The following is a 21,958-nucleotide window of genomic DNA, read 5'->3' as shown; positions in this document are numbered from 1 at the left end:
CATGGTCCGTGTCGTACGCCCGAATGTCCTTCAACTGGGCCGACTGGTCGCCGTAGCGGACTGTTGTTCGGGACGGGTGCCGGTAGGCGTCGCGCCGTTCTTGGAGCGCGGCGTTGTACAGCGCACGGTGGTCGCCGAGCATCGCGTTCAACGAGGCGACCTGCCGCCCGCTCGGGCGCAGCAGGAACTTGTACGTCCGTCTCACCGGGCCACGCCCTTGCGCCACGGCCGCTCGTCCTGCGTGTCGATGTACCGCCGCACCGTCTCGGCCGACACCGCGCCGACGGTGGCGACGAAGTACGACCGGGACCAGAGCGTCGGCAGCCGGGAGCGTAGGTGCGCAAACTCGTCGCGTAGCGCGTGGGACGTGAAGCCCTTGAGCTGGTTGGCGATGTACGACGGGGAGTGCTTCGGATGAGCTTTCACGAACAGGTGTACATGGTCGGGCTCGATCTCCAGCGCGACAACCGTCCAGTCATGCTCGGCGCACTTCTCGCGCAGCAGGATGTCAAGCCGGTCGCGGACCGGGCCGGTCAGGACGGGCCGGCGGTATTTGGGGCACCAGACGACGTGGTAGCCGAGGTCGTAGACCCCGCCCGCGCCTGTCGTCACCTGCCGCCCCATACAACTGGTTATACCAGCGCGACCGGTATAACCATCGCGGTCCGTACCGGATTCCCCTGTCGCCTGAAGGCGACAGTCCCCTCTGGAGGTAACTGATGGACATCTCAGGCAGCATCGCTCTGGTGACCGGCGGCGCGTCCGGACTCGGCCTCGCCACGGCGCGGCGCCTGCTGGCGGCCGGGGCGAGGGTCGTGCTGCTCGACCTGCCCAGCTCGGCCGGGGACGCCGTGGCCAAGGAGCTCGGTGACGACGCCCGGTTCGTCGCGGCGGACGTCACCCAGCCCGAGGAGGTCGGTGCCGCCCTCGACGCCGCCGTCGCCCTCGGCCCGCTGCGGGTCGTGGTCAACTGCGCCGGCACCGGCAACGCGATCCGGGTGCTGGGGCGGGGCGGCGTGTTCCCGCTCGAGGCCTTCGCGAAGGTGATCCACGTCAACCTCATCGGGACGTTCAACGTCATCCGGCTCGCCGCCGAGCGGATCGCCACGGTCGAGCCGGTCGACGGCGACCGCGGCGTCATCGTCAACACCGCCTCCGTCGCCGCGTTCGAGGGGCAGATCGGGCAGGCCGCCTACTCGGCGTCCAAGGGTGGCGTCGCCGCCATGACGCTGCCCATCGCTCGGGACCTCGCCGACCGGGCGATCCGGGTGGTCACCATCGCGCCGGGCCTGTTCGAGACACCGATGCTCGGCGGGCTGTCCGAGCAGGCCCGGGAGTCGCTGGGGCGGCAGGTTCCGCATCCGAGCCGGCTGGGCAACCCGGACGAGTACGCGGCCCTGGTCGAGCACATCGTGGCCAACCCGATGCTCAACGGCGAGGTGATCCGCCTCGACGGCGCGATCCGCATGGCGCCCCGCTGACCAGGCCAGGCGGCTAGGATTCGCCCTGACGGGCAGGTGAACGGGCGTTCGGTCAGCTCGCCGGCGATCCGTCTTCCACGGGGAATTCGGGCGCCGGCCGGGAGGGTGCGGCGCTCCGGTGGGCAGGGCGCCCGGCCGTCGTCGTTGTCGACGAGGTGAAGCCGCGAGCGCTCGCCCTGGGCCAGAGGAGAGTTTTCATGCGCGCTTCGGTCTTCCGGGCCGGCAGGCCGCACGTCGGCCGGCNGCTCGCCACGACGGGTGCCTGCTGATGGCGGCCGCGGTGGAGGGTCGGCTCGTGGACGGCCGGCCCGTCATCGAGCAGCGCGGGCTGTACTACGACGAGCTGGCCGAGGGGGTCGTGTACCGGCACCGCCCGGGCCGCACGGTGGGCGAGGCCGACAACACCCTCTTCACGACCCTGACGATGAACATGCAGGCCCTGCACCTCGACGAGGCCTGGAGCGCGACGCAGCCGTTCGGGCAGCGGCTGGTCAACAGCCTGTTCACGTTGTCGACCCTGGTGGGGTTGTCGGTGGCACAACTGACGCNGGGCACGACGGTGGCGAACCTCGGCTTCGGCGCGGTGCGCTTCCCCGCGCCGGTGTTCGTGGGGGACACCCTCTACGCGGAGACGGTCGTGCGCAGCCGGCGCCTGTCGAGCAGCCGGCCGGACACGGGCGTCGTCGAGTTCGAGCACACCGCGCGCAACCAGGAGGGCGTCGTGGTCGCCACGGCGACCCGCTCGGCGCTGATGCTCCTGCGCCCGGCGGCAACGGACTCGGGCGCGGCCGAGCGGGACGGGGTGCGCTCGGATGTCGGCTGAGGCCACGGGCACGGCTGGGCTCGCGGGCACGGCTGGGCTCGCGGACACGGCTGGGCTCGCGGGCACGACCCTGCTGTTCTGTCCCGCCGACCGCCCGGACCGCTTCGCCCGGGCGGCGGACGCCGCGGACCTCGTCATCCTCGACCTGGAGGACGGCGTGGCACCCCCGGCGCGGCCCGCGGCCCGGGAGGCGCTGGTGGCGGCCCTGCCCGGCCTCGACCCGGCCCGCACCGTCGTGCGGGTCAGCCCNGTCGGCACCCCGGACTTCGCCGCGGACCTCGCGGCGCTGGACGGAACGGGCGTGCGCCTGGTCATGCTGGCGAAGGCGGAGTCGGCGGCGCAGGTCGAGCAGCTCGCCGGCTTCACGGTCATCGCGCTGTGCGAGACGGCCCGCGGGGTGCTCGCGGCGCCAGAGCTGGCCGCGGCGGCGAACGTCGTCGGCCTGATGTGGGGCGCGGAGGACCTCGTCGCCGGGCTGGGCGGCCGGTCGAGCCGGTTCGACGACGGGCGCTACCGCGACGTCGCCCGGTACGCCCGCGCGGCCGTCCTGCTCGCCGCCGGCGCCCACGGCCGCCAGGCGATCGACGCCGTCTACCTGGACATCGCCGACCTGGACGGGATGGCCGCCGAGGCGCGGGACGCCGCGGCCAGCGGCTTTGGTCTCAAGGCCTGCATCCACCCGACGCAGGTCCCGGTGGTCCGGGCGGCGTTCGCGCCGTCGGCGGACGAGGTGGCCTGGGCGCGCCGCGTACTGGCGGCGGCGCATGAGGCGGGCGTCGGCGTGTTCGCCTTCGAGGGCCGGATGGTCGACGCGCCGGTCCTGCGCCATGCCGAGCACCTGCTGCGCGCCGCAGAGAGCGTCCCGGGGCGGTAGACGGGCAGGTCCGCTGCCGCCTGCCGCCGTCGAAAGCCGTTCACTTTTCGTCGTCCTCTGACTACAGAATCGTGCCGAGGGCTGTGCACGGTTTTCGGGCGAAAAACCGTACCGAAACCTCGGCACGATCTGGCCGCCATCTGGCCGGGAATCGGGAATCGGGAATCGGNATGCGGACGTCGGACTGGTGGGCGGGACGACAGGCGGCGGTGACGACAAGGGGTGTGCGCGGCCCGGTGGCCATCAACCTCCAGCAACTCCGCGGCCGGCAGCAGGATCTGGCTGCTGGAGAGGGACTGGGGCGATGATCAGGCGCCGCCCGCGCCTCCGCCCGGGCCGAGGAAGTCCGCGGCCAGGGCGCCCCAGCTCGCGAGCTGCGCGCCGGTCTCGGCGACCTGGAGCTGGGCTCCGTCGATGAGGGCGGCGAGCCGCTCGGCGGTGGAGACGGGATGCCCCGGGTCGCCGGCCCAGGGCAGGATCAGGACGGGAATGTCGATGGTGGCCAGGGCCTGCTCGGAGGGAAGGTCGGAGTCGGCGGCGCCGCGCAGAACCGACGGGAAGAGCTTCTCGCTGACGTCGGGTGCCGGTGGGTAGTTGGGCAGGTCGGCGAAGACCGGCGGTACGGGCGCGCTGGCGGCGAGCTCGGCGAACAGTGCCGGGCCGCGCGTCTCCACGAGGTCGGCGCCCCGCCGGTAGAGGTCGGCCTGGGCCGCCCGTGTCGCCCATGCGGTCGGCGGTGCGGTCAGCACGAGCCGGTCGAAGCGGCCCGGCGCGGCCACGGCGGCGTGCAGCAGCGTGCCGGTGCCCATCGACGAACCGATCCCGGCCACCGGCGACGGCCCGGCAAGCTGGTCGAGCAGCGCGAGCAGGTCCTCGGCGAGCTGCGGCCAGGTGTACTGCGCCGGAACCGGGTCGCCGGTGGACTGCCCGTGGCCCCGGGCGTCGTAGCGCACCAGGCGCCGGCCCGCGGCGACGACGGGTGACCAGTCGAACAGGCCCGACGCCGCCTCCGACGCGCGGCTCTGGGTGACGCCGTGGGCGTAGACGGCGAGGGGACCCGTGCCGGCGTCGGTGTAGGCGAGCTCGGCGCCCCGGACGTGCGCGCGGCTCTCCGTCGGGTCGGAGGGGGCGCTCGGCCCCGCGGTGCTGGTTCCGCTCATGTCACCATCCTGCCGCGCGTCGGGGCGAGACGCGCGTCCGGGCGGCAGCGGACCGTCACCGGCAGGTCAGGGGCGGGCGCCTCCGATGACGGCGAGCTGGCCGACGATGTGCTCGGCGATCGCCAGCGACGACGTGGCGGCCGGGGACGGGGCGTTGCGCACCACGGTGACCCGCCCGCTGGTGCGGATCACGAAGTCGTCGACGAGCTCGCCCGTGCGGCGCACGGCCTGCGCCCGCACTCCGGCCGGCGCCCGGGTGAGGTCGCCGGCCCGCACCTCCGGAAGGTAGCGGCGCACCGCGGCGGCGAAGCGGCGCCGGGACAGCGAGCCGACCATCTCCGCCAGGCCGTTGCGCCAGTGCTCGTGGGCCAGCCGGCGCATCCCCGGCCAGGTCAGCACCTGGGCGAGGTCGCGCGGGTTGACGTCGCGCCAGCGGTAACCCTCCAGGGCGAGGGCGAGGACGGCGTTCGGGCCGACGTGGACGCCGCCGGTCAGGTCGCGGGTCAGGTGCACCCCGAGGAACGGGTAACGCGGGTCCGGCACCGGGTAGACCAGGCCGCGCACCCGGTCGCGCAGCCCCGCCCGCAGGTGGTAGTACTCGCCGCGGAACGGGATGATCCGCACGTCGCCGGGGTCGTCGACCATCGCCGCCAGCGCATCGCTGGACAGCCCGCCGCAGGCGACGAGCCGGTCGACGCGCAGGGTCTGCCCGCCGGCGGTGACGGCGACCCGGTCGCCTTCGTCGCGGATGGCGGTGACCGGGCTGGACAACAGCACCCGGNCGCCCCGCGCGGCGAGGTCCGCCGCCAGTGCCTCGCACACCGCCCGGTAGTCGATGACCGCGGTGTGCGGGGAGTGCAGCGCGGCGATCCCGCTGATGTGCGGCTCGATCTCGGCCATCCCGGCGCGGTCGAGCCGCACCAGGTCGGGTACCCGGTTGCGCCGGGCGCGGTCCTCGATGACCGCGAGCTGTTCGAGCTCGGCGTCGTTCGTGGCGACGACGAGCTTGCCGAGCTCCTGGAAGTCGATGCCGTGCTGCTGGCTGAACTCCCGCAGCAGGGCGCCGCCGCGGGTGCACAGCGTCGCCTTGAGGGAGCCGGGCTGGTAGTACAGCCCGGCGTGGATGACGCCGCTGTTGTGCCCGGTCTGGTGGGCCGCGAGCCGCGGTTCCTTCTCGACGACGACGACCTCGGCGCCGGGGTGGCGCAGCGCGAGCTCGCGGGCCACGGCCAGCCCGATGATGCCGCCCCCCACGACCCCGAACGTCGTCCGCCTGACCGTCCCCGGCCCGCCCGACGCCGTGACGCCTGCCGCCGTGACGCCCGACGCCGGCCTGCCCGACGCCGGCCTGCCCGCGGCCGTGCTCGGCGCCGTGGCGCCGCGATCCTCCGACACGCTCATCCGGCGAGCCACCCTCCATCGACGTTGATCAGTTGCCCGGTGATGTACGCCGATGCCTCGGCGAGCAGGAACACGACGGCGCCGGCGAGGTCCGCGGGCTCACCGAGGCGGCCCATGGGGATGNGTCCGGCGACCCAGGCGGCGCGCTCGGCGTCGGCGAACAGGTCCTCGGTCAGCGCGGTGCGGATGTAGCCGGGGGCGACGCAGTTGACCCGGGCGCCGCTCGCCGCCCACTCCACCGCGAGCGCGCGCACGACGCCGAGGACGCCGGCCTTGCTGGCGGCGTAGGCGGCGACGTCGCGCAGCCCGATCGAGCTCGCCAACGACCCGATGAACACATGACTGCCGGACTCGCCCCGGGCCGCCTGCGCCCGGTGCACCGCGGTGCTCAGGAAGAACGGCGCGCTCAGGTTGACCGTCAGGATGCGCTGCCAGGCGTCGGCGGGAAAGTCCGCCGCCGGCGCCCGGTGCTGGATCCCGGCGGCGTGCACGACGCCGTGCAGCGGCCCGGCCAGCCGTTGCGCGCCGGCGACGAGGTCGTCGGCGGTGTCGGGCGCGGCGAGGTCCCAGGGCAGCACGTGGACGCGGCCCGGGTCGGCCAGCGCCGCCGTCTCGGCGAGCTCGCCCGCCGTGCGGGCCACCGCGACGACCGTGGCACCGGCCCCCGCCACGCCCAGCGCCATGGCCCGCCCCAGGCCCCGTCCGGCGCCGGTGACCAGCACCGTTCGCCCCGCCAGCGCCCCCGTCACCGGGGCGGGCGTCACCGGCGACGGCGTCACCGGCGACGGCGTCACCGGCGACGGCGATGCCGGCGACGGCGATGCCGGCGATGCCGGCGCGCCGGCCATCGCCGCGGGGACGGCCGGAGTACCGCGACCGCCCTGCGGACCGGGATCGTGGGGGACGGCGGTCATCCGCGGAACCGGATGGCGGTGGTCTTGGCCCGGCGGTAGAAGTGCAGCGCCTCGAGGCCCTGCTCCTTGAACGGCGAGCCGGACTCGCGGAAGCCGCCGAAGGGATGGTGCACGTCCCAGCCGGAGGTGGGCAGGTTCACCGCGACCTGGCCGGCGTCGGCCCGGTCGAGGAACAGGTGGGCGGCGCTCAGGTCCCGGGTGAACAGCGCCGCCGACAGCCCGTAGACCGAGTCGTTGACGGCGTCGACCGCCTCGTCGAAGCCGTCGACGGTGCGCACCGCGAGGACGGGGCCGAAGACCTCGTCGCGCCAGATCGACATCGCCGGGGTCACGTCGCCGAGGATCGTGGGTTCGACGAAGCAGCCGTGGCTCAGCCCGGTGTCCGCCGGGGTGCCGCCGCCGGCGAGCAGCGTCGCGCCCTCGGCGCGGGCCTGGCGGACGTGGTCGAGCACCGAGTCGCGCTGCGCGGTGTTCACCACCGGGCCCATGGTGGTGTCCGCCTCGAGGCCTGGTCCCAGCCGCAGCGCGGCGACGCGGCGGCCCAGCGCGGCGAGCAGATCGTCGCGGACCGCGCCGTCGACGACGAGCCGGCTCGTCGCGGTGCAGCGCTGCCCGGCCTGGGCGAAGGCGGCGGCGGCGATCGTGTCGGCGGCGAGGTCGAGGTCGGCGTCGGCCAGCACCGCGGTGGCGTTCTTCCCGCCCATCTCGGTCTGGACCCGCAGGTTGCGCCCGGCGACGGTGCGCATGATGGCCAGCCCGACCTCGTTGCTGCCGGTGAAGGTGACGGCGGCGAGGCGGCGGTCGGCGAGCAGCGGCCCGGAGATGTCGCGGCCGCGGCCGGTCACCACGGACAGCGCGTTCGCGGGCAGGCCCGCGTCGAGCAGCGCGTGGGCGAGGTGCAGGCTCACCAGCGGGGTGTCGGTGGCGGGCTTGAGTACCACCGCGTTGCCGGCGCTGAGCGCCGGGGCCAGCTTGCGGGCCGGGGTCAGCAGCGGGTCGTTCCACGGGGTGATGGCCAGCACGATCCCGACGGGTTCATACCGCACGGCGGTGCTGGTGTCCGGCCGGCCGTCGGGCAGCTCGTAGCCGTGGGGCGCACGGGCCAGGCTGCCGTAGTACTCGAAGAAGTCGGCGGCCTTGGCGACCTCGCCGGTGGCCTCGGCGAGGGTCTTGCCCATCTCCAGGACGAGGTCGTGGGCGATGTCGGCNGCCCGGTCGCGCAGCAGCCCGGCGGCGCGCAGCAGCACCGTGCCGCGCTCGAGGGCCCCGGCGGCGCGCCAGGCGCGGGCGCCGGCCTCGGCCGCGTCGTACGTCCGCGCGATGTCGGCGCCATCCAGGGCGGGCACCCGGGCGACGATGTGGCGCAGGTCCGCGGGGTCGAGCACGGGGATCCAGGCGCCGTGCGCGCCAGCGTCCCAGGCGCCGGCGACGAGGACGGGACGATCGTTGGTCGTGGTCACGCGGCCACTCCATCCGAGGTGGGGTTCGGGTCGGGGTCCGGGGTGAGGTCGAGCTCCCATGCGTCGGCGACGCTGCCGCGGTGCATCGTGGTGAGCAGGCGGTGCACCGGCGCCGTCGCCATCGGGACCGGGTTCGTGGGGCGTGGGAAGTCGCGGACGGTCTCCGCGGCCATCTGCGCCAGCAGGTCGGCCCGGATGCCGACGGCGTCGAGCGAGCGGGGTAGGCCGAGTCGCTGCGCGAGGGCGTCGACCCGTTCCGCCGCCGCCCGCAGCCGCGTGCTCCCGCCGGCGGTGACGGTCCGCGCGATGTGCGCGGCGAGGGCCTCGGGCACATCNCGGTCGTAGGCCAGGCAGTAGGGCAGGGCCAGCGCGCAGCTCGTCCCGTGCGGCATCGGGGCGTGCCGGGCGATGACGTAGGCCAGGCTGTGCCCGAGCACGACGCCCGCGTTGAGCGCCAGCCCGGCCAGGTGCGAGGCGTAGAGCACGCGACCCCGGGCGGCCCGGTCGCCGTCGAGCGCGGCGGACTCGAGGCTGGCGGTGAGGATCCGCACCGCCTCGGTGGCCACCGCCAGGGTCAGCGCGGTGCGGGTGGTCGACAGCATCGACTCCACGCCGTGGGCGATCGCGTCCATGCCGGTGGAGGNGACCACCGCCGCGGGGAGGTCGGCCACCAGGTCGGCGTCGAGAACGGCGACGAGCGGGACGAACTGGGCGCAGCTCACGATCCGTTTCGCACCGTCGATCGTGATCATCGAGATGCGGGTCGCCTCCGAGCCGGTGCCGGTGGTCGTCGGCACGAGCAGCAGCGGCGCGACCGGCACCGGCGGCTCGACGACGCCGACCCAGTCGGCGATCCCGCCCGTGTTCGTCGCGAGCAGGGCGACGGACTTGGCGAGGTCGAGCGCGCTGCCGCCGCCGACGCCGACGACGGCCGTGACCGCCTGGGCGCGGGCGATGTCGGCGGCGCGGGCGACGACGGTGTCGGTGGGCTCGCCGGCGACGTCGTCGAACACCGTCACCCCGAAGCCGGCGTCCGCCAGGCCGCCGACCACGGTGCCGAGCAGCCCTGCCTCGGACACGACCCGGTCGGCGACGACGAGCACCCGCCCCGGGGCCACCCCCCAGGAGCGCAGGGCCGCCCCCGCCGTGGCGGCGGACCCCGCCCCGGTCAGCACCTGCCGGGGGGCGAGGAAGGCCGGTGCGCCGGTGCCGGCGAGATCTAGCAGCACGTTGTCCTCCGATGATCGTCAGGTGGCGTCACAGGGCGGCCACGACCTCGGCGCCGAAGCGCCGGACGCTGTCCATGGCCGCGGCGAACCCGCCGCCGGGCAGCACGACGCCGGCCCAGGTCACCCCGACGTCGCGCAGGCGGGCCAGCTCGTCGAGGCGTTGCGCCGGCGACCACCCGTTTGCGAGCACGCCGGCCGGCGTGGGGGCGAGGATGTCGATCTCGGCCAGCGTGCGTCCGTGGGTGTGCAGGCGGCGTTCGAGCTCGCGGATGCGGGCGGCGAGTTCCGCGGTGGAGGTGATCGACGCCGTGCGCGCGCTGCGGGCGAGCTGCGGGGAGCCGACGAGCGCGGCCCAGCCCTGGCCGAACCGGGCCACCCGGTCGAGCGCGAGCCCGCTGTTGCCGCCGAGCCACAGCGGGGGGTGCGGACGCTGCACCGGCCGGGGCAGCATGGCCTGCCCGGTGGCGTGGAAGTGCCGGCCGGCGTGCTCGACGACGTCCTGCGTCCACGCCTTGCGCATGACCTCCACCGCCTCGTCGAACAGCTCGTTGCGCTCGTCGGCGTCCACGCCGAGGGCGGCGAACTCGGAGCGCAGGTAGCCGGTGCCCAGTGCGAAGATCGCCCGCCCGCCGGAGAGCACGTCGACGGTGGTCATCGACCGGGCCTGCAGCAGGGGATTGCGGTACGGGACGACCGTCAGGTGCGTCATCAGCCGGATCCGTCGGGTGACGGCCGCGCAGAAGGTGAGCGCCGCGAACGGGTCGAACGTCTCGTGCCCGCCCGCCGCCAGCCACTTCGCGCTGGGCGCCGGGTGGTCGGTGAACGCCAGCGCGCCGAAGCCGACCTCCTCCAGCGTCCGCGCGAACGTCGCCACGTTGTCCGGGTCCAGCCACCCGGCGTCCGGGTCGCTGCGGACGTTGTACTCGGCCATGAAGCGCATCAGGGCCGGCCCGCGGGCGTGGTCTCTGTGGTCTCGGTGGGCTCGCTGGTCTCGGTGGGCTCGGTGGGCTCGCCCATGTCGAAGTCGTACTGGAGTGGGATGATCCGCTCGTAGGGCAGCAGCGCGAGCGTCTCGTGGGCGCCACCGTGGGCGGGGAAGCGGCCGGTGAGGCGCTGGCGGTCGCGGACCGCGGTGAGCCCGGCGAGGACCTCGGCCGCGGGCTGCGCGCACAGCAGGACGTGCAGCACCAGGTCCTGCTCGCCGGTCTCCACCGGTTCGAGCTGCAGGGTTCCCAGCAGGCCGGGCAGCTCATACAGGTCGTCGCGCTGGGTGNGCTCCCACCAGTCCAGTGCCGCCGGGCGGCCGCCAGGGCCGGCCCGGCCGATGCTGACGACGACGCCCTGGTGGGCCAGGTGCGGGACCGCGTCGGCCGCGACGTCGATCGACGGGCGGGTGTGCGCCGCGGTCAGCCGCCACCAGCTCGTGAAGACCGGGCGGCCGTGCCTCCAGAAGCGCCCCGCCCGGGTGATCGCGCGGTCGGTGTCGCGCCAGCCGGNGAACGCCTGCTCGGACATGAAGTCGAGCGGGCCGCCGAACAGGTACATGGTCGCGTAGGGCGGGTGGCCGTGGGTGAGCTCGCCCGCCAGCGCCCCGGGCGTGGCCCGGGTGGCGGGGGTCGCCACGTAACGCCGGCCGGCGACGACGTCGGCCTTGGCCACGTGCTCGGGCAGGTGATCCAGGTCGTACCAGCGGTTGTACTCCTGGGTGTACCGCGCCGGGATGTCCAGCAGCGCGAGTGCGAGACCCGTGATCTTCACATCGTCCCTCTGACCCGGCATCCGCCGGCTCGCTCAATATCCCTACATCAGCTTACGGAGCTCATTCATCTAACTTTATTGCTGGGATGCTGTCCACCGATGCCGCGGCGGGGACGCCGTAGGGGGAGGGATGCCCGGGCGCGGACCGGCGCCTCGCCGTGTGGCCCGCTGGTCCCGGCGCCGCCCGGTCTGGCTCGGTGCGGCCTGGCTTGGCCTGTCCCGGCACGGGAGGCCTGCGGGCCGGGGGACTTGGCGGGTCGGGCGCGGCTCCCGGCCGGGCCGGGTGGGACCCGGTGCCTGGGTGGGACCCGGTGCCTGGGTGGGACCCGGTGTCTGGTGGGACCTGATGTCTGGTGGGACCTGGTGTCTGGCGTGGCCAGACTCGGGCATCGATGACGGAGAGTCGGCTCGAGCGTGTAATTCTGTGATTCTTCTAACCGTTTGATCGCGCCGACCTTCCGGGGTGGCGCGGCCGCAGGCCCTAGAATGAGCCGGGGGGAATCGCGCGTCGACCGGCGCGGCTCGGGCGGGCGGCGCGGGAGTGTCGCGAGCCGCTCGGGTCCCCGGACCGGCCCCGGGGTGGCCGGCCCCCCGGGGCCGGGAGCCGGAGGGCGGCGACGCGGGCCGGTGCGGATGGGTTCCGCTGCGGTTGGTGCTGACGTTAAAGATGTAGAATCCACAATTCCGCTAGACGATTTTGGCCCAGGTCGGCTCCCGGACGCCGCGGCTGCGCCCCGCTCGTGGGCAGGCGCCGGGGGAGCCGCAGAGACGAGGGATGACGGCTGTGACGACCGCCGGTATACGCGTACCCAAGGCGGCTGAGCTCGTGGCTGCGACGATTCGCCGCCAGATCATCACCGGCGAGCTCCTCGAGGACCACCTCCTGCCCTCGGAGTCGGCCCTCATGGAACAGTTCCACGTCAGCCGTCCGACGCTGCGCGAGGCGTTTCGCATCCTGGAGTCGGAATCGCTGATCACCGTGCGGCGCGGCGTGCACGGCGGGGCCCGGGTGCAGATCCCCAACGGCGACGTCGCCGCCCGCTACGTCGGCTACGTGCTGGAGTACCGCGGGACCACGATGGCGGACGTCTACCGGGCCCGGGCGGAGGTGGAGGCCCCGCTGGCGCGGCTGGTCGCGGCCTCGGCGACGCCGGAGAACATCGCCCGGCTCGAGGAGTGCCTCGCCAGGGCCGAGGCGCACCTGGACGAGCCGTCGGCGTTCATCGTGCACGACGAGGAGTTCCACCGGCTGATGGCGGAGCTCGCCGACAACCAGACCCTCGCCGTGATGCTCGACATGATGTACCACATCGTCGGCACCGCCCGCCGGCGCTACGCGCTGAACGTGGACCAGGGGCAGACCCGCAAGGAGACCGTGGAGGTGCACCGCAGCCACGTGCGCCTGGTCGACCTGATCAAGAGGGGGCGGCCGGACCTCGTCCACCGGCTGTGGCAGCGGCACCTCGACGAGGCCACCCGCCACTACCTGGAAGGCCCGCTGGCCACCACCGTCGTGGAGATGATGAGCTGAGCCGCGCCCCCTCGGCGGTGGGCCCGGTCCGCGGCGGGCGGACCGGGCCGACGCCGAGGGTCAGGCGGTACCCGGGGCCGGGGAGCCGGGGTCGGGTTCCACGGTGCCGAGGTAGGCGGCCTCGAGCTGCTGCGGGTCCCGGGCGAGCGCGGCCGCGTCCCCGCTGAGCGTGACGTCACCGTGGACCAGCACGATCGCCCGGTCGGCGACCTCCAGCGCCAGGTGCACGTGCTGCTCGACGAGCACGACGACGGCGCCGGTGTCGTCGGCGATGCGCCGCACGACCGGCAGCAGCTCCTCGACGATCACCGGGGCCAGGCCCATGCTCATCTCGTCGACGAGCAGGATCCGCGGGTTCTGCACCAGGGCGCGGGCCACGGCGAGCATCTGCTGCTCCCCGCCGGACAGGGCGCCGGCGTTGACCGACAGGCGCCGCTTCAGGGCCGGGAACACCTCCAGCGCCTCGCCGACGGTCGGGCCGCCCCGGCGGCGGGCGATCGTGAGGTTCTCCCGGACCGACAGCCCGGTGAACAGCGCCCGGTCGTCGGAGACCAGCACCATCCCCGCCCGGCTGGTCGCGGCCGGGCGGGCGTTCGGCAGCGGCTGCCCGTCGACGAACACCTCCCCGCCCAGGCGCGGCAGCAGACCGGCGAGGGTCGTCATCAGCGTCGTCTTGCCGGCCCCGTTGGGACCGAGGACGGCGAGCACCGAGCCCCGGTCGAGGTCGAGGTCGAGGCCGCGGACCACCGGCACCCGGCCGTGGCCGCAGACTAGGCCGCGGGTGCGCAGCACCGCGGTTCCGCCGGCCGCGTCCGGGTCGGGCCCGGCCGGGTCGGGGCCGAGGGAATCCAGGGTCGTCGTCATGCCGGCACGTCCTCCGCGTGGGTGCTGCCCAGGTAGGCCGCCGCGACGCGGCGGTCGGAGCGGATCTCGGCAGGTGATCCCGACGCGATGACCGAACCGAAGTTGATCACCTCGATGCGGTCGCACAGGCCGAGGACCAGGCTCATGTCGTGGTCGATGAGCAGGATGGTGACGCCGCTGTCGCGGATGTCGCGCAGCCGTTCGCCGAGCCACTGGCTCTCGGTCGTGTCCAGGCCGCCGGCGGGCTCGTCGAGCAGCAGGACCCGCGGGTTGCCGGCCAGGGCCCGCGCGATGGAGATGAGCTGGCGCTGGCCCTGGGACAGCTCGCCGGCGGGCCGGTCGCGCACTCCCGCGAGCCCCAGCAGCGCCAGGGTGTCCTCGACGTCGCGGTGCGCGCCGCCGCCCCGCCCGCGTAGGGCGGTGGTGCCGACGCTGACGTTCTCCGCGACGGAGAGGTCCTCGTACAGCTCGATGGCCTGGAAGGTGCGCCCGAGGCCGGCGCGGACGCGCTCGTGGGGGGCCAGGCGCTCGACGGGCGTGCCGGCGAGCTCCACCGAGCCGGAGCAGGAGACGAAGCCGCTGATCGCGTCCATCAGTGTGGTCTTGCCGGCGCCGTTCGGGCCGATCAGCCCGACGATCGCCCCCTCGGGCGCGGCGAACGAGACATCGTCGACGGCGACCACGCCGCCGTAACGGACGGTCAGCCCGCGCACGGTCAGCACGTCGGGCCCGAGCACCGGGGCCGGACGCACCGGGGCCGGGCGCGTCTGCGCGGGCACCGGGGCGGCCTGCGCGCCCAGCGCCGGCTCGCCGAGACCGCGCCGCCGGTGGCGGTCGGCGTAGGAGTGCATCGGCCCGACGATGCCCTCCGGATTTCCGACCACGGTGAGGACGACACCGACGCCGCTGAGCACGTCGTACCACAGGCCGGTGGAGAGGATCTTGTCGATGATCAGGTAGGACAGCCCCTCGACGGCGAGGAAGCCCGCCAGCACGCCGCCGGACACCGACGTGATGNCCGCGATGTACACGGTGGTGAACAGGGCCAGCCCGGAGAACGCGCTGACCGGGTCGAAGGTGATGTTGCCCTGCTGGTAGCCCACCAGACAGCCGCCGATGCCCGCGATGAACGAGGCGATCGCGAACGCGACGATCTTGATGCGGGTGACGTTGATGCCGGCCGCGGCCGCCGAGCGCTCGTTGGCCCGCACGGCGAGCATCTGCGAGCCCAGCCGGCTGGTGCGCAGCCGGGCCACGGCGAGCGCGGTCAGCGCGAGCACGACCAGGCACAGCAGGCCGAAGCGCACCCGGGGATACGACGGTCCCGAGCCGATGCCCAGGTCCCAGCCGAACAGCGACGGGCTGGGGACGTCGACGCCGCTGCTGGGCACGATGTCGCTGTTGCGGAACCAGATCGCCTCCAGCGCGTAGGCGAGCGCGAACGTCACCACCGCGACCGTCAGCCCCCGCACCCGCAGCGCCGGCAGGCCGATGACCACGCCGAGCACCATCGCGAACAGGGCCGCGACGAGCGGTGCCACCGGGAACGGCAGGTGCCAGTCGTCGGTCAGCGGGCCGACGAGGAAGCCGGCGGCGCCGGCGAGCGGGAGCTGGGTGAGCGAGACCTGGCCGGCGTAGCCGGTGACCACGACCATCGACAGCGCGATCACCCCGAACACCAGGCTGGTGATGAGCGCGGTCAGCCACTGCCCGGAGAGCACGAACAGCCCGATGACGGCGATGGCACCGAAGACCACCAGGTTCAGGCGGATGTGCGCCGGTCGGGGGGCGCGGCCCAGCNAGCTCAGGATGACCGCTCCGCGTTCCGGCAGCGCGCGGGCGCGGGCGACCAGCACGATCAGGATCAGCACGAGCGGGATCAGCTCGGGTAGCCCGGAGGAGGGCAGCCAGTGATGCAGGCTCTCCAGGTGCTGCGTCTCGGACTGCAGCATGCCGATGGCCAGCCCGCCGACGACCGCCGGGACCAGGTACTGGAACCGGCCGAGGATGGCCGCGGCGAGCGCCGGCACGATGAACAGCGTGTAGGCCACGGGAACCAGTGGCACGATCGGGGCGATGAGGATGCCGGCGAGCCCGGCGACCAGGGCGCCGATGATCCAGTTCAGGGCGGCGATGCGGTCGGGCGAGAGGCCGCTGAGGTAGGCGCCCTTCTCGGTCTCGGCCGCGGCACGTGTCGCCAGGCCGAACCGGGTGAACCGGTACAGCGCGCCCAGCGCCAGCGCCACGGCCAGGATGGTCAGCGCGAAGTAGACGCGGTCGGACGCGACCCGGAAGGAGCCGTGCGTCCAGAGCCTGGACGGGTAGATCGGCTCGACGGACAGCGGGGTCGTGCCGAGCCGGGCGGCGGTGAGACCGGTGAAGACCACCGACACGCCGATCGACGCGACGGCCCGCGCGACCGGTGGGGCGGTCCGCAGCGGCCGGAACACGACCAGGTACAGCAGGAGCCCGAGCACGCCGGTGATCGCCAGGGAGAGGGCCATCGCCGCGGCCAGCCCGAGCTGCGAACCCAGGTCGACGGTCTTCGGCAGCCCGGGGATGAGGATCATGAACTTGCCCTGGCGCAGCAGGGCGTAGGTGTAGGCCGCGCGTAGAGGGCGAGCCCGCTGGTCGCGAAGTTGACGACCCCCGAGCTGCGGTAGGTCACCACCAGCGCGAGGGCGAGGGCGGCGAACACCGAGCCGTTCCCGATGCCCAGGCACAGGAAGACCAGATGCTGAACCATGTCCGTCCTTTCGACGCGCACCCCGGGTCGGCCGGGGCGCACCGGCTCCGGGCAGCGGGCTGCGGGAGTCGGCGCGGGCAGGCGGGGGCGATCGGGAAACCGCAGGAGCCGGGACTGGTCGACGCCGCCCGCGGATAGCTATGACTGAGTTAGAGGAATTTACCGCATCTTGTGGGATGAGTCACGAAGATCCTTTGCGGGGTCGACCGAGGTTCACGCGCCTGACCAGCGGGTACGCTGACGCGGCCACTCGTCCATCGAAAGAGGAATCAATTCATCTAACTGAAGCGTAGGATCATGTCATCTCATGATCGAGACCCTGGTCGGGATGACGTTCCTGCGGGTGGAGGCGAGCTTGCCCGGGAGTGGCGACTGTCCGTGCTCGCGATGCTCCGGCGGGCAAGGGTCGGTGCGCGGGGTAAGGGTCGGGGTGAGCGCTCGGNCCGCGGGGTCGGGTGGGTGCGCGCTTGTCTTCGGTCGGCGAACTAATTAGGCTAATTATCCAACGGAAATCGGGGCCACCGGGGCTGTAGCGCGGCCGGCGCAGCGGCGCGACCGCCGGCTCCCGTCCCGGCGCGGGCGACGAGCCGCGGCGAAGCGGCCTGGCCACGGCGACGGACGCCGGGGCGCGTCGCGAGCCGGGGAAGAGGAGACATGACAGGCATCATGGAAGGCATCCAGGTCGTCGAGCTGGCGGCGTGGACCTTCGTACCCGCCGCCGGCGCCGTGCTCGCGGACTGGGGTGCCGACGTGATCAAGATCGANCATCCCGAGACGGGCGACCCGCAGCGCGGCCTGATCGCCTCCGGGATGCTCGCCGGCCTCGACGGGGTCAACCATCTCATCGAGCAGTGCAACCGCGGCAAGCGCAGCATCGGGCTCAACGTCGCGACCCCGGACGGGCTCGACCTGCTCTACAAGCTGGTGGAGGGCNCCGACGTCTTTCTCACCAACCTGCTGCCGGACTCCTGTGAGCGCCTCGGCGTCGGGGTCGAGAAGATCAGGGAGGTCAACCCGGACATCATCTACGCCCGCGGCCACGGGCAGGGCGCGCACGGCCCCGACGCCAACCTGGGCGGCTACGACGTCGCCTCCTACTGGGCCCGCGGCGGGATCGCCTACGCGCTGGCGTCGCCGGACTCCTACCCGCCGTTCATGCGCCCCGCGTTCGGCGACTACACCTCCGGGTTCAACCTGGCCGCCGGGGTGGTCGGCGCGCTGTTCCACCGCGAGCGCACCGGCACCGCCAGCACCGTCGACGTCTCCCTGCTCGCCTCGGCCATGTGGGGCATGTCCCTCGATGTCGTCGGCTCCAAGATCCTGGGCCAGCCGACGATGCAGCGCTTCGACATCTCTGAGATGCCGAACCCGCTGACGAACGTCTACCGGACCGGCGACGACCGCTTCCTGTGGTTCTCCCTGTTGCAGGCCGACCGGCACTGGCCGGAGTTCTGCACGGCGCTCGAGCGCCCGGACCTGCTCGCCGACCCCCGCTACGTCGACGCGAAGTCCCGCTTCGACAACCGCCGGGAGTGCATCGCGACGATCCGGGAGGCGTTCGCGGCCCACCCGCTGGCCCACTGGGAGGAGCGGTTCAGCAAGATCGAGGGCGTCTGGTCGGTGGTGAAGTCCCCGCTGGAGCTGCACGACGACCCGCAGGTACAGGCCAACGGCTACGTCACCGAGGTGACCAACGCCGCCGGGATCAGCTACGCCCTGGCCTCGACCCCGGTGCAGTACGACGACCGGGTGCCGGNGCTGAGCCCCGCGCCAGAACACGGCGAGCACACCGAGGAGATCCNGCTCGAACTCGGCCTCGACTGGGAGCAGATCATCACCCTGAAGGAGAAGTCGGCCATCCTCTGACCGCGGCAGTCCGGAGACTCACCGGCAGTCCGGAGACTCACCGGCAGTCCGGATTCCCCGGCAGTCTGGATTCCCGGAGTTAGGAGAACAGCGTGCCCACGCAGATCGGTGACCGGCTCCGGTTCGGGCCGACGATCCTGCCCCCCGTGACCGAGGTCGAACGGCAGTCGACGGTGGTGGTCTCCTTCGTCACCACGCCGGCGGCGGCCGCCCACCTCCTGCCGCCCTGCTTCGAGCCGGCCGAACGCCCGGTGCTCAGCGTCACCTACCAGCAGCTCGACAACGTCGACTACATGCGGGGGCGGGGCTACAACCTCGTCAACGTGGCGGTGACGGCGGTGCTGGAGACCGCCGGCGGCCCACTGACCCGGTCGTGCCCGGTGGTCATCTGGGAGAACAACACGATGCCGATCATCGCGGGGCGGGAGCTGCACGGCAACCCGAAGATCTATGGCGACGTCTCCGGCCTCACCCGCGACGGTGACACGGCCGCGTGGGACTGCCGCGAGTACGGCTCGCTGCTGCTGCGCGGCGAGATCGGCGAGCTGCGCCCGCTGCCGGCCGACCGGCTCGCCCGGGTCAACCGGGCGTCGGTGGACTCGGAGATCTTCGGCTGGAAGTCGATCCCCGGCCGCGATGCCCCGGACGCCGACTACCCGACGCTCATCCACGGCTCGACGTCGTTCGAGCAGGGCTGGAGCGGGGTGGGGCGGGTCGAGTTCGCCACGCCCACCGACGACCAGGCCCCCTACTCCGCGGTGGTGCTGCGGGCGCTGGCCGCGGTCCCACAGGTGGAACCGCGCCCGGCCTTCGTCGGCGTCGGCTCCGCGAAGCTGTTCCGCAACCGGACCGAGCGGCTGGCCTGACCAGAGCGGCTGGCCTGACCAGAGCGGCTGGCCTGACCAGAGCGGCTGGCCTGACCAGAGCGGCTGGCCTGAGCGGCCGGCTGGCCGCCCTCGACGCACCGCGGCCCCCGTCTCCCACTCCGGGTCTTCCAGGAGGGGAGACGGGGGCCGTCGGCGTGCGGGCCGTCAGGAACGCGGGAAGCGGTACAGGGTGCGCGCGTTGTCCTCGACGATCTTCGCGACCTCGTCGTCGGGGATGTCCTTCATGAGGTCGGCGGCGATCTTACGGCTGTTGGGCCAGGTCGAGTCGGAGTGCGGGTAGTCGATCTCGAGCATGATCCGGTCGATGCCGATCTCGTGCCGGTTGCGCAGGCCGCTCTTGTCCTCGATGAAGCAGCCCCAGAANTGCTTGCGGAACAGGTCGGACGGCCGGGTGTCGAAGTCGATGTCCTTCTGGTACCAGCGGTGCTTCTCCCAGGTCTGGTCGGTGCGCTCCAGGATGTAGGGCAGCCAGCCGATGCCGCCCTCGGACAGCGCGAACTGCAGCTTGGGGTGGCGCTGCAGGACACCGGAGAACAGCAGGTCGATGGTGGTCCACATCAGGTTGGTGGCGAACGAGGCGATCGCGACGGCGAACGGCGCGTCCGGCGCGGTCAACCCGCCGGGGACGGGCTTGGCCGCCGCGAAGGAGAACCCGGGCACGAAGGAACCGGACCCGAAGTGCAGCGAGACCGAGACGTCGGTCGCCTCGCAGACGTCCCACAGCGGTTCCCAGTGGTTGCTGTGGAAGGAGGGCAGGCCCAGCGGGACGGGGCTGTCCGGGAAGGACACCGTGCGCGCGCCCTTGGCCGCCGTCCGCTCGACCTCGGCNACGCAGGCCGCGACGTCCCACACCGGCAGCAGCGCGAGCGGGATGTAGCGGTCGGGGGCGGCGGCGCACCACTCGTCGACCATGAAGTCGTTCCAGGCCTGAATGCAGGCGAGCGCCAGCTCCTTGTCCTGCGCCCGGTGGAACACCCCGCCGGCGAAGCCGGGGAACGACGGGAAGCACAGGGCGGCATGGACGCCGTCGACGTCCATGTCCTTCAGCCGCGCCACCGGGTCGTAGCAGCCGGGGATCATCTCCTCGAAGCGCATGGGGTCCACCCCCCAGTCCCGCGGCTCGCGCCCGGCGACGGCGTTGAGGCCGATCGTGGGGAACACGACGCCGTCGTAGACCCAGACGTGCTTGCCGCCCTGTTCCTCGATCCGCGGTGTGCGACCGTCGAACTTCGAGGGGAGTCGATCAAGCCAGACCCGGGGGTGTTCCACGAGGTGGTCGTCGACGGACACGATCTGGTGACTGTCCCGCAGCGGCATGGCTTCTCCTCCTATACGGCTGTAACCGACGTTACATCAGTTCGTNCACTCGGTGTCAGATTTCCGGCGTCGGGCCGCTGACCTGCGGGTTTGGTGCGGACGCCCCGCAGCCGCCGCGCTCCTCCGCCGCGCCCCGTGACTGGGTCGTCGCCCCACGATCAAGTATCGCCTTGTGGCCGGATCGTTGCGGCCTGCGCCGGTGGGGGTCGAGTTCGACGGCAGGCGGGGCCGGCGCGCCCATCTCCCTCTTGCTGATTTACCTCAGTCGTATCCTTAAGCTATATTCCGCTGGCGCGCCGGACCTGTGTGCTGCCCGGTGCGCGGGACCATCCGCGCAGCACGCACAGGTGGGGAGGACGTTCGGATGCGACCGCGCACTCGATGGCGACAGCGGGGCGTTTGTGCGCTCGGGATGTCGGCGGCACTGATGGTCAGCGCGGCAGCGTGCGGCTCGAGCGGCGGTTCGAGCGGCGGGTCCAGCCCGGGCTCGACCGACTCGGCCGCCGCGCAGTCGTTGGGGCCGTCGAAGCCCGCCACCGGCGACGAGTTAAAAATCGGCTTCATCACCGACGGCTCGGGCACGACGCTGGACAACTCGACCGAGGTGGCCGCGGCGCAGGCCGCGACCTCCTACGTCAACGACTACCAGGGCGGGGTCGCCGGCCACCGGCTGTCGCTGACGGTCTGCAACACCAAGCAGACGCCCGCGGGCGCCACCGACTGCGCCAACCAGATGACCGCCGCCAAGGTCCCGGTCGTGCTGATGAACAACTCCGGCAACGTCACCCCGGTCTTCAAGGTGCTCAGCGCGGCCAAGGTCCCGCTGGTGCTCGACATCAACGGTGACGAGTCCACGCTGGGCGCCAAGTCCGGCGCCTACATCCTGGTCAGCCCGCTGACCGCGGCGCTGGCCGGGCCCGCCCAGGTCGCGAAGGACGCCGGGGCGAAGAAGGCTGCGATCTTCGTGCTCGACGTACCGGGCGCGACCGGCCCGGTGAACTCGCTGGACAAGATCTTCTACGCCAAGGCGAACGTCGGCCTGACGATCCAGCCGATCCCGCCGGGCACCGCGGACGCGACGCCGCAGGTGCAGACCGTGCTCGCCGGCAAGCCGGAGCAGGTGAACCTCGTCGGCGACCCGACGTTCTGCACCGGCGTGCTCAAGGCGCTCAAGACGCTGGGCTACTCGGGCAGCATCGTCCTGCAGTCGCAGTGCGTCAGTCCGGGGGCGGCCGCCGGCATCCCCGGCGGCTACGACGGGATGAAGGTCGTCAGCGGTCAGACGACGAACGTCGCCGACCCGGAGTACAAGCTGTACCTGGCGGCGATGAAGAAGTACCAGCCCGACACCGACCCGACCGCCAAGAGCCTCACCGCCGGCGGCTGGGTGGTCACGCTCGGCTTCAGTCGGGCGATGGCCGGGCTGACCGCGCCGGTCACCTCCGCCGGGGTCGAGAAGGCGCTCGCGACGATGCCGAAGACCAAACTGCCCCTCGGTGGCACCGCGACGTTCCAGTGCGACGGCAAGCAGGTCTCCATCACCCCCGCGGTCTGCTCCACCGGCGGGCTCGTGCAGACCCTCGACGAGAAGGGCAAGCCGACGTCGGAGCAGCCGCTCGACGTCTCCAGCGTCCTGCCGTAGCGGGC

Annotated in this window: 14 protein-coding genes and 19 pseudogenes; 12 read left to right on the top strand and 21 right to left on the bottom strand. The window is 73.1% G+C overall.

Annotated features, from left to right (window positions below):
- Together FF86_RS47450 and tnpA are read right to left on the bottom strand one after the other, a co-directional pair.
- A partial coding sequence (locus tag FF86_RS47450; RefSeq protein ID WP_242418683.1) for a helix-turn-helix domain-containing protein occupies positions 1-205 on the bottom strand: 205 nt, incomplete at its 3' end.
- The gene (tnpA, locus tag FF86_RS13005; protein WP_044884951.1) at positions 202-624 is read right to left on the bottom strand and encodes an IS200/IS605 family transposase; all 423 of its coding nucleotides are present in this window, start codon (positions 622-624) and stop codon (positions 202-204) included. The genes FF86_RS47450 and tnpA, both read right to left, overlap by 4 nt.
- A gap of 95 nt (positions 625-719) precedes the next feature.
- Between tnpA and FF86_RS13000 the strand changes: the two genes are divergently transcribed.
- From FF86_RS13000 to FF86_RS12990, 5 genes and pseudogenes are all read left to right on the top strand, one after another.
- A complete protein-coding gene (locus FF86_RS13000) occupies positions 720-1,481 on the top strand; it encodes a 3-hydroxyacyl-CoA dehydrogenase (protein ID WP_044884950.1) in 762 nt (253 codons plus the stop codon).
- A gap of 268 nt (positions 1,482-1,749) precedes the next feature.
- Positions 1,750-2,029 (top strand): annotated as a pseudogene (locus FF86_RS47445) (MaoC/PaaZ C-terminal domain-containing protein); the annotation flags it as partial.
- Position 2,030: 1 nt separating this feature from the next.
- A pseudogene (locus FF86_RS47440) lies at positions 2,031-2,304 on the top strand (MaoC/PaaZ C-terminal domain-containing protein); the annotation flags it as partial.
- Positions 2,294-2,553, top strand: a pseudogene (locus FF86_RS47435) (aldolase/citrate lyase family protein); the annotation flags it as partial. The pseudogenes FF86_RS47440 and FF86_RS47435, both read left to right, overlap by 11 nt.
- A gap of 1 nt (position 2,554) precedes the next feature.
- Positions 2,555-3,178 (top strand): CoA ester lyase (locus FF86_RS12990; protein WP_242418682.1); only part of this gene is annotated, 624 nt, incomplete at its 5' end.
- Positions 3,179-3,486: 308 nt separating this feature from the next.
- Here the strand turns inward: FF86_RS12990 and FF86_RS12985 are convergent.
- From FF86_RS12985 to FF86_RS47395, 12 genes and pseudogenes are all read right to left on the bottom strand, one after another.
- Positions 3,487-4,338 carry an alpha/beta fold hydrolase gene (locus FF86_RS12985; RefSeq protein WP_044884948.1) on the bottom strand — a complete coding sequence of 284 codons (852 nt, stop codon included), beginning with the start codon at positions 4,336-4,338 and terminating at the stop codon, positions 3,487-3,489.
- Between the two features lie 66 nt (positions 4,339-4,404).
- A pseudogene (gene lhgO / locus FF86_RS47430) lies at positions 4,405-5,119 on the bottom strand (L-2-hydroxyglutarate oxidase); the annotation flags it as partial.
- Position 5,120: 1 nt separating this feature from the next.
- Positions 5,121-5,739, bottom strand: a 619-nt coding sequence (locus FF86_RS47425) for an FAD-dependent oxidoreductase (protein WP_242418681.1), incomplete at its 3' end; no start/stop codon positions are given.
- Positions 5,736-5,862: pseudogene (locus FF86_RS47420) on the bottom strand (SDR family oxidoreductase); the annotation flags it as partial. The pseudogene FF86_RS47420 and the gene FF86_RS47425, both read right to left, overlap by 4 nt.
- Before the next feature lies 1 nt (position 5,863).
- A partial coding sequence (locus FF86_RS12975; protein ID WP_255355780.1) for an SDR family NAD(P)-dependent oxidoreductase occupies positions 5,864-6,587 on the bottom strand: 724 nt, incomplete at its 3' end.
- A gap of 62 nt (positions 6,588-6,649) precedes the next feature.
- Positions 6,650-7,861: pseudogene (locus FF86_RS12970) on the bottom strand (aldehyde dehydrogenase family protein); the annotation flags it as partial.
- A 1-nt stretch (position 7,862) separates the two neighbouring features.
- The coding region (locus tag FF86_RS47415; RefSeq protein ID WP_242418680.1) for an aldehyde dehydrogenase family protein at positions 7,863-8,173 on the bottom strand (311 nt) is incomplete at its 3' end.
- Positions 8,110-8,448: pseudogene (locus tag FF86_RS47410) on the bottom strand (iron-containing alcohol dehydrogenase); the annotation flags it as partial. The pseudogene FF86_RS47410 and the gene FF86_RS47415, both read right to left, overlap by 64 nt.
- 1 nt (position 8,449) lies before the next feature.
- Positions 8,450-8,756 (bottom strand): annotated as a pseudogene (locus tag FF86_RS47405) (iron-containing alcohol dehydrogenase); the annotation flags it as partial.
- 1 nt (position 8,757) lies between these two features.
- Positions 8,758-9,342 (bottom strand): iron-containing alcohol dehydrogenase (locus FF86_RS47400; RefSeq protein ID WP_242418679.1); only part of this gene is annotated, 585 nt, incomplete at its 3' end.
- A 28-nt stretch (positions 9,343-9,370) separates the two neighbouring features.
- Positions 9,371-10,273 carry an LLM class F420-dependent oxidoreductase gene (locus tag FF86_RS12960; protein ID WP_242418678.1) on the bottom strand — a complete coding sequence of 301 codons (903 nt, stop codon included), beginning with the start codon at positions 10,271-10,273 and terminating at the stop codon, positions 9,371-9,373.
- 566 nt (positions 10,274-10,839) lie between these two features.
- Positions 10,840-11,121: pseudogene (locus FF86_RS47395) on the bottom strand (hypothetical protein); the annotation flags it as partial.
- An 805-nt stretch (positions 11,122-11,926) separates the two neighbouring features.
- Here FF86_RS47395 and FF86_RS12950 point away from each other — a divergent pair.
- Complete coding sequence (locus tag FF86_RS12950) at positions 11,927-12,631, top strand: FadR/GntR family transcriptional regulator (protein WP_236706212.1); 705 nt, start codon at positions 11,927-11,929, stop codon at positions 12,629-12,631.
- A 60-nt stretch (positions 12,632-12,691) separates the two neighbouring features.
- On the opposite strand, the gene FF86_RS12945 is transcribed toward FF86_RS12950, so the two are convergent.
- From FF86_RS12945 to FF86_RS47380, 4 genes and pseudogenes are all read right to left on the bottom strand, one after another.
- Positions 12,692-13,495 carry an ABC transporter ATP-binding protein gene (locus FF86_RS12945; RefSeq protein ID WP_044884940.1) on the bottom strand — a complete coding sequence of 268 codons (804 nt, stop codon included), beginning with the start codon at positions 13,493-13,495 and terminating at the stop codon, positions 12,692-12,694.
- Positions 13,492-14,512 (bottom strand): annotated as a pseudogene (locus FF86_RS47390) (ABC transporter ATP-binding protein); the annotation flags it as partial. The pseudogene FF86_RS47390 and the gene FF86_RS12945, both read right to left, overlap by 4 nt.
- 1 nt (position 14,513) lies before the next feature.
- Positions 14,514-15,295: pseudogene (locus tag FF86_RS47385) on the bottom strand (branched-chain amino acid ABC transporter permease); the annotation flags it as partial.
- A 1-nt stretch (position 15,296) separates the two neighbouring features.
- Positions 15,297-16,241: pseudogene (locus FF86_RS47380) on the bottom strand (branched-chain amino acid ABC transporter permease); the annotation flags it as partial.
- 654 nt (positions 16,242-16,895) lie between these two features.
- Between FF86_RS47380 and FF86_RS47370 the strand changes: the two are divergent.
- From FF86_RS47370 to FF86_RS12930, 5 genes and pseudogenes are all read left to right on the top strand, one after another.
- Positions 16,896-17,005, top strand: a pseudogene (locus tag FF86_RS47370) (CoA transferase); the annotation flags it as partial.
- A 1-nt stretch (position 17,006) separates the two neighbouring features.
- Positions 17,007-17,174 (top strand): annotated as a pseudogene (locus FF86_RS47365) (CoA transferase); the annotation flags it as partial.
- Between the two features lies 1 nt (position 17,175).
- Positions 17,176-17,997, top strand: a pseudogene (locus FF86_RS12935) (CoA transferase); the annotation flags it as partial.
- Between the two features lies 1 nt (position 17,998).
- A pseudogene (locus FF86_RS62280) lies at positions 17,999-18,042 on the top strand (hypothetical protein); the annotation flags it as partial.
- A 157-nt stretch (positions 18,043-18,199) separates the two neighbouring features.
- Complete coding sequence (locus FF86_RS12930) at positions 18,200-18,973, top strand: acetoacetate decarboxylase family protein (RefSeq protein ID WP_044884937.1); 774 nt, start codon at positions 18,200-18,202, stop codon at positions 18,971-18,973.
- Positions 18,974-19,138: 165 nt separating this feature from the next.
- On the opposite strand, the pseudogene FF86_RS47360 reads toward FF86_RS12930, so the two are convergent.
- The 3 pseudogenes from FF86_RS47360 to FF86_RS66055 all read right to left on the bottom strand — a co-directional run.
- Positions 19,139-19,357: pseudogene (locus FF86_RS47360) on the bottom strand (amidohydrolase family protein); the annotation flags it as partial.
- 1 nt (position 19,358) lies between these two features.
- Positions 19,359-19,822 (bottom strand): annotated as a pseudogene (locus FF86_RS47355) (amidohydrolase family protein); the annotation flags it as partial.
- 1 nt (position 19,823) lies between these two features.
- Positions 19,824-20,311: pseudogene (locus FF86_RS66055) on the bottom strand (amidohydrolase); the annotation flags it as partial.
- A 412-nt stretch (positions 20,312-20,723) separates the two neighbouring features.
- Between FF86_RS66055 and FF86_RS12920 the strand changes: the two are divergent.
- The gene (locus FF86_RS12920; RefSeq protein ID WP_242418676.1) at positions 20,724-21,953 is read left to right on the top strand and encodes an ABC transporter substrate-binding protein; all 1,230 of its coding nucleotides are present in this window, start codon (positions 20,724-20,726) and stop codon (positions 21,951-21,953) included.
- The last annotated feature ends 5 nt before the right edge of the window (positions 21,954-21,958 follow it).

This window comes from Frankia sp. CpI1-P (genome assembly GCF_001421075.1).
GTDB classification, from domain to species: domain Bacteria; phylum Actinomycetota; class Actinomycetes; order Frankiales; family Frankiaceae; genus Frankia; species Frankia torreyi.
This window is presented reverse-complemented; position numbering and strand designations above follow the sequence as displayed.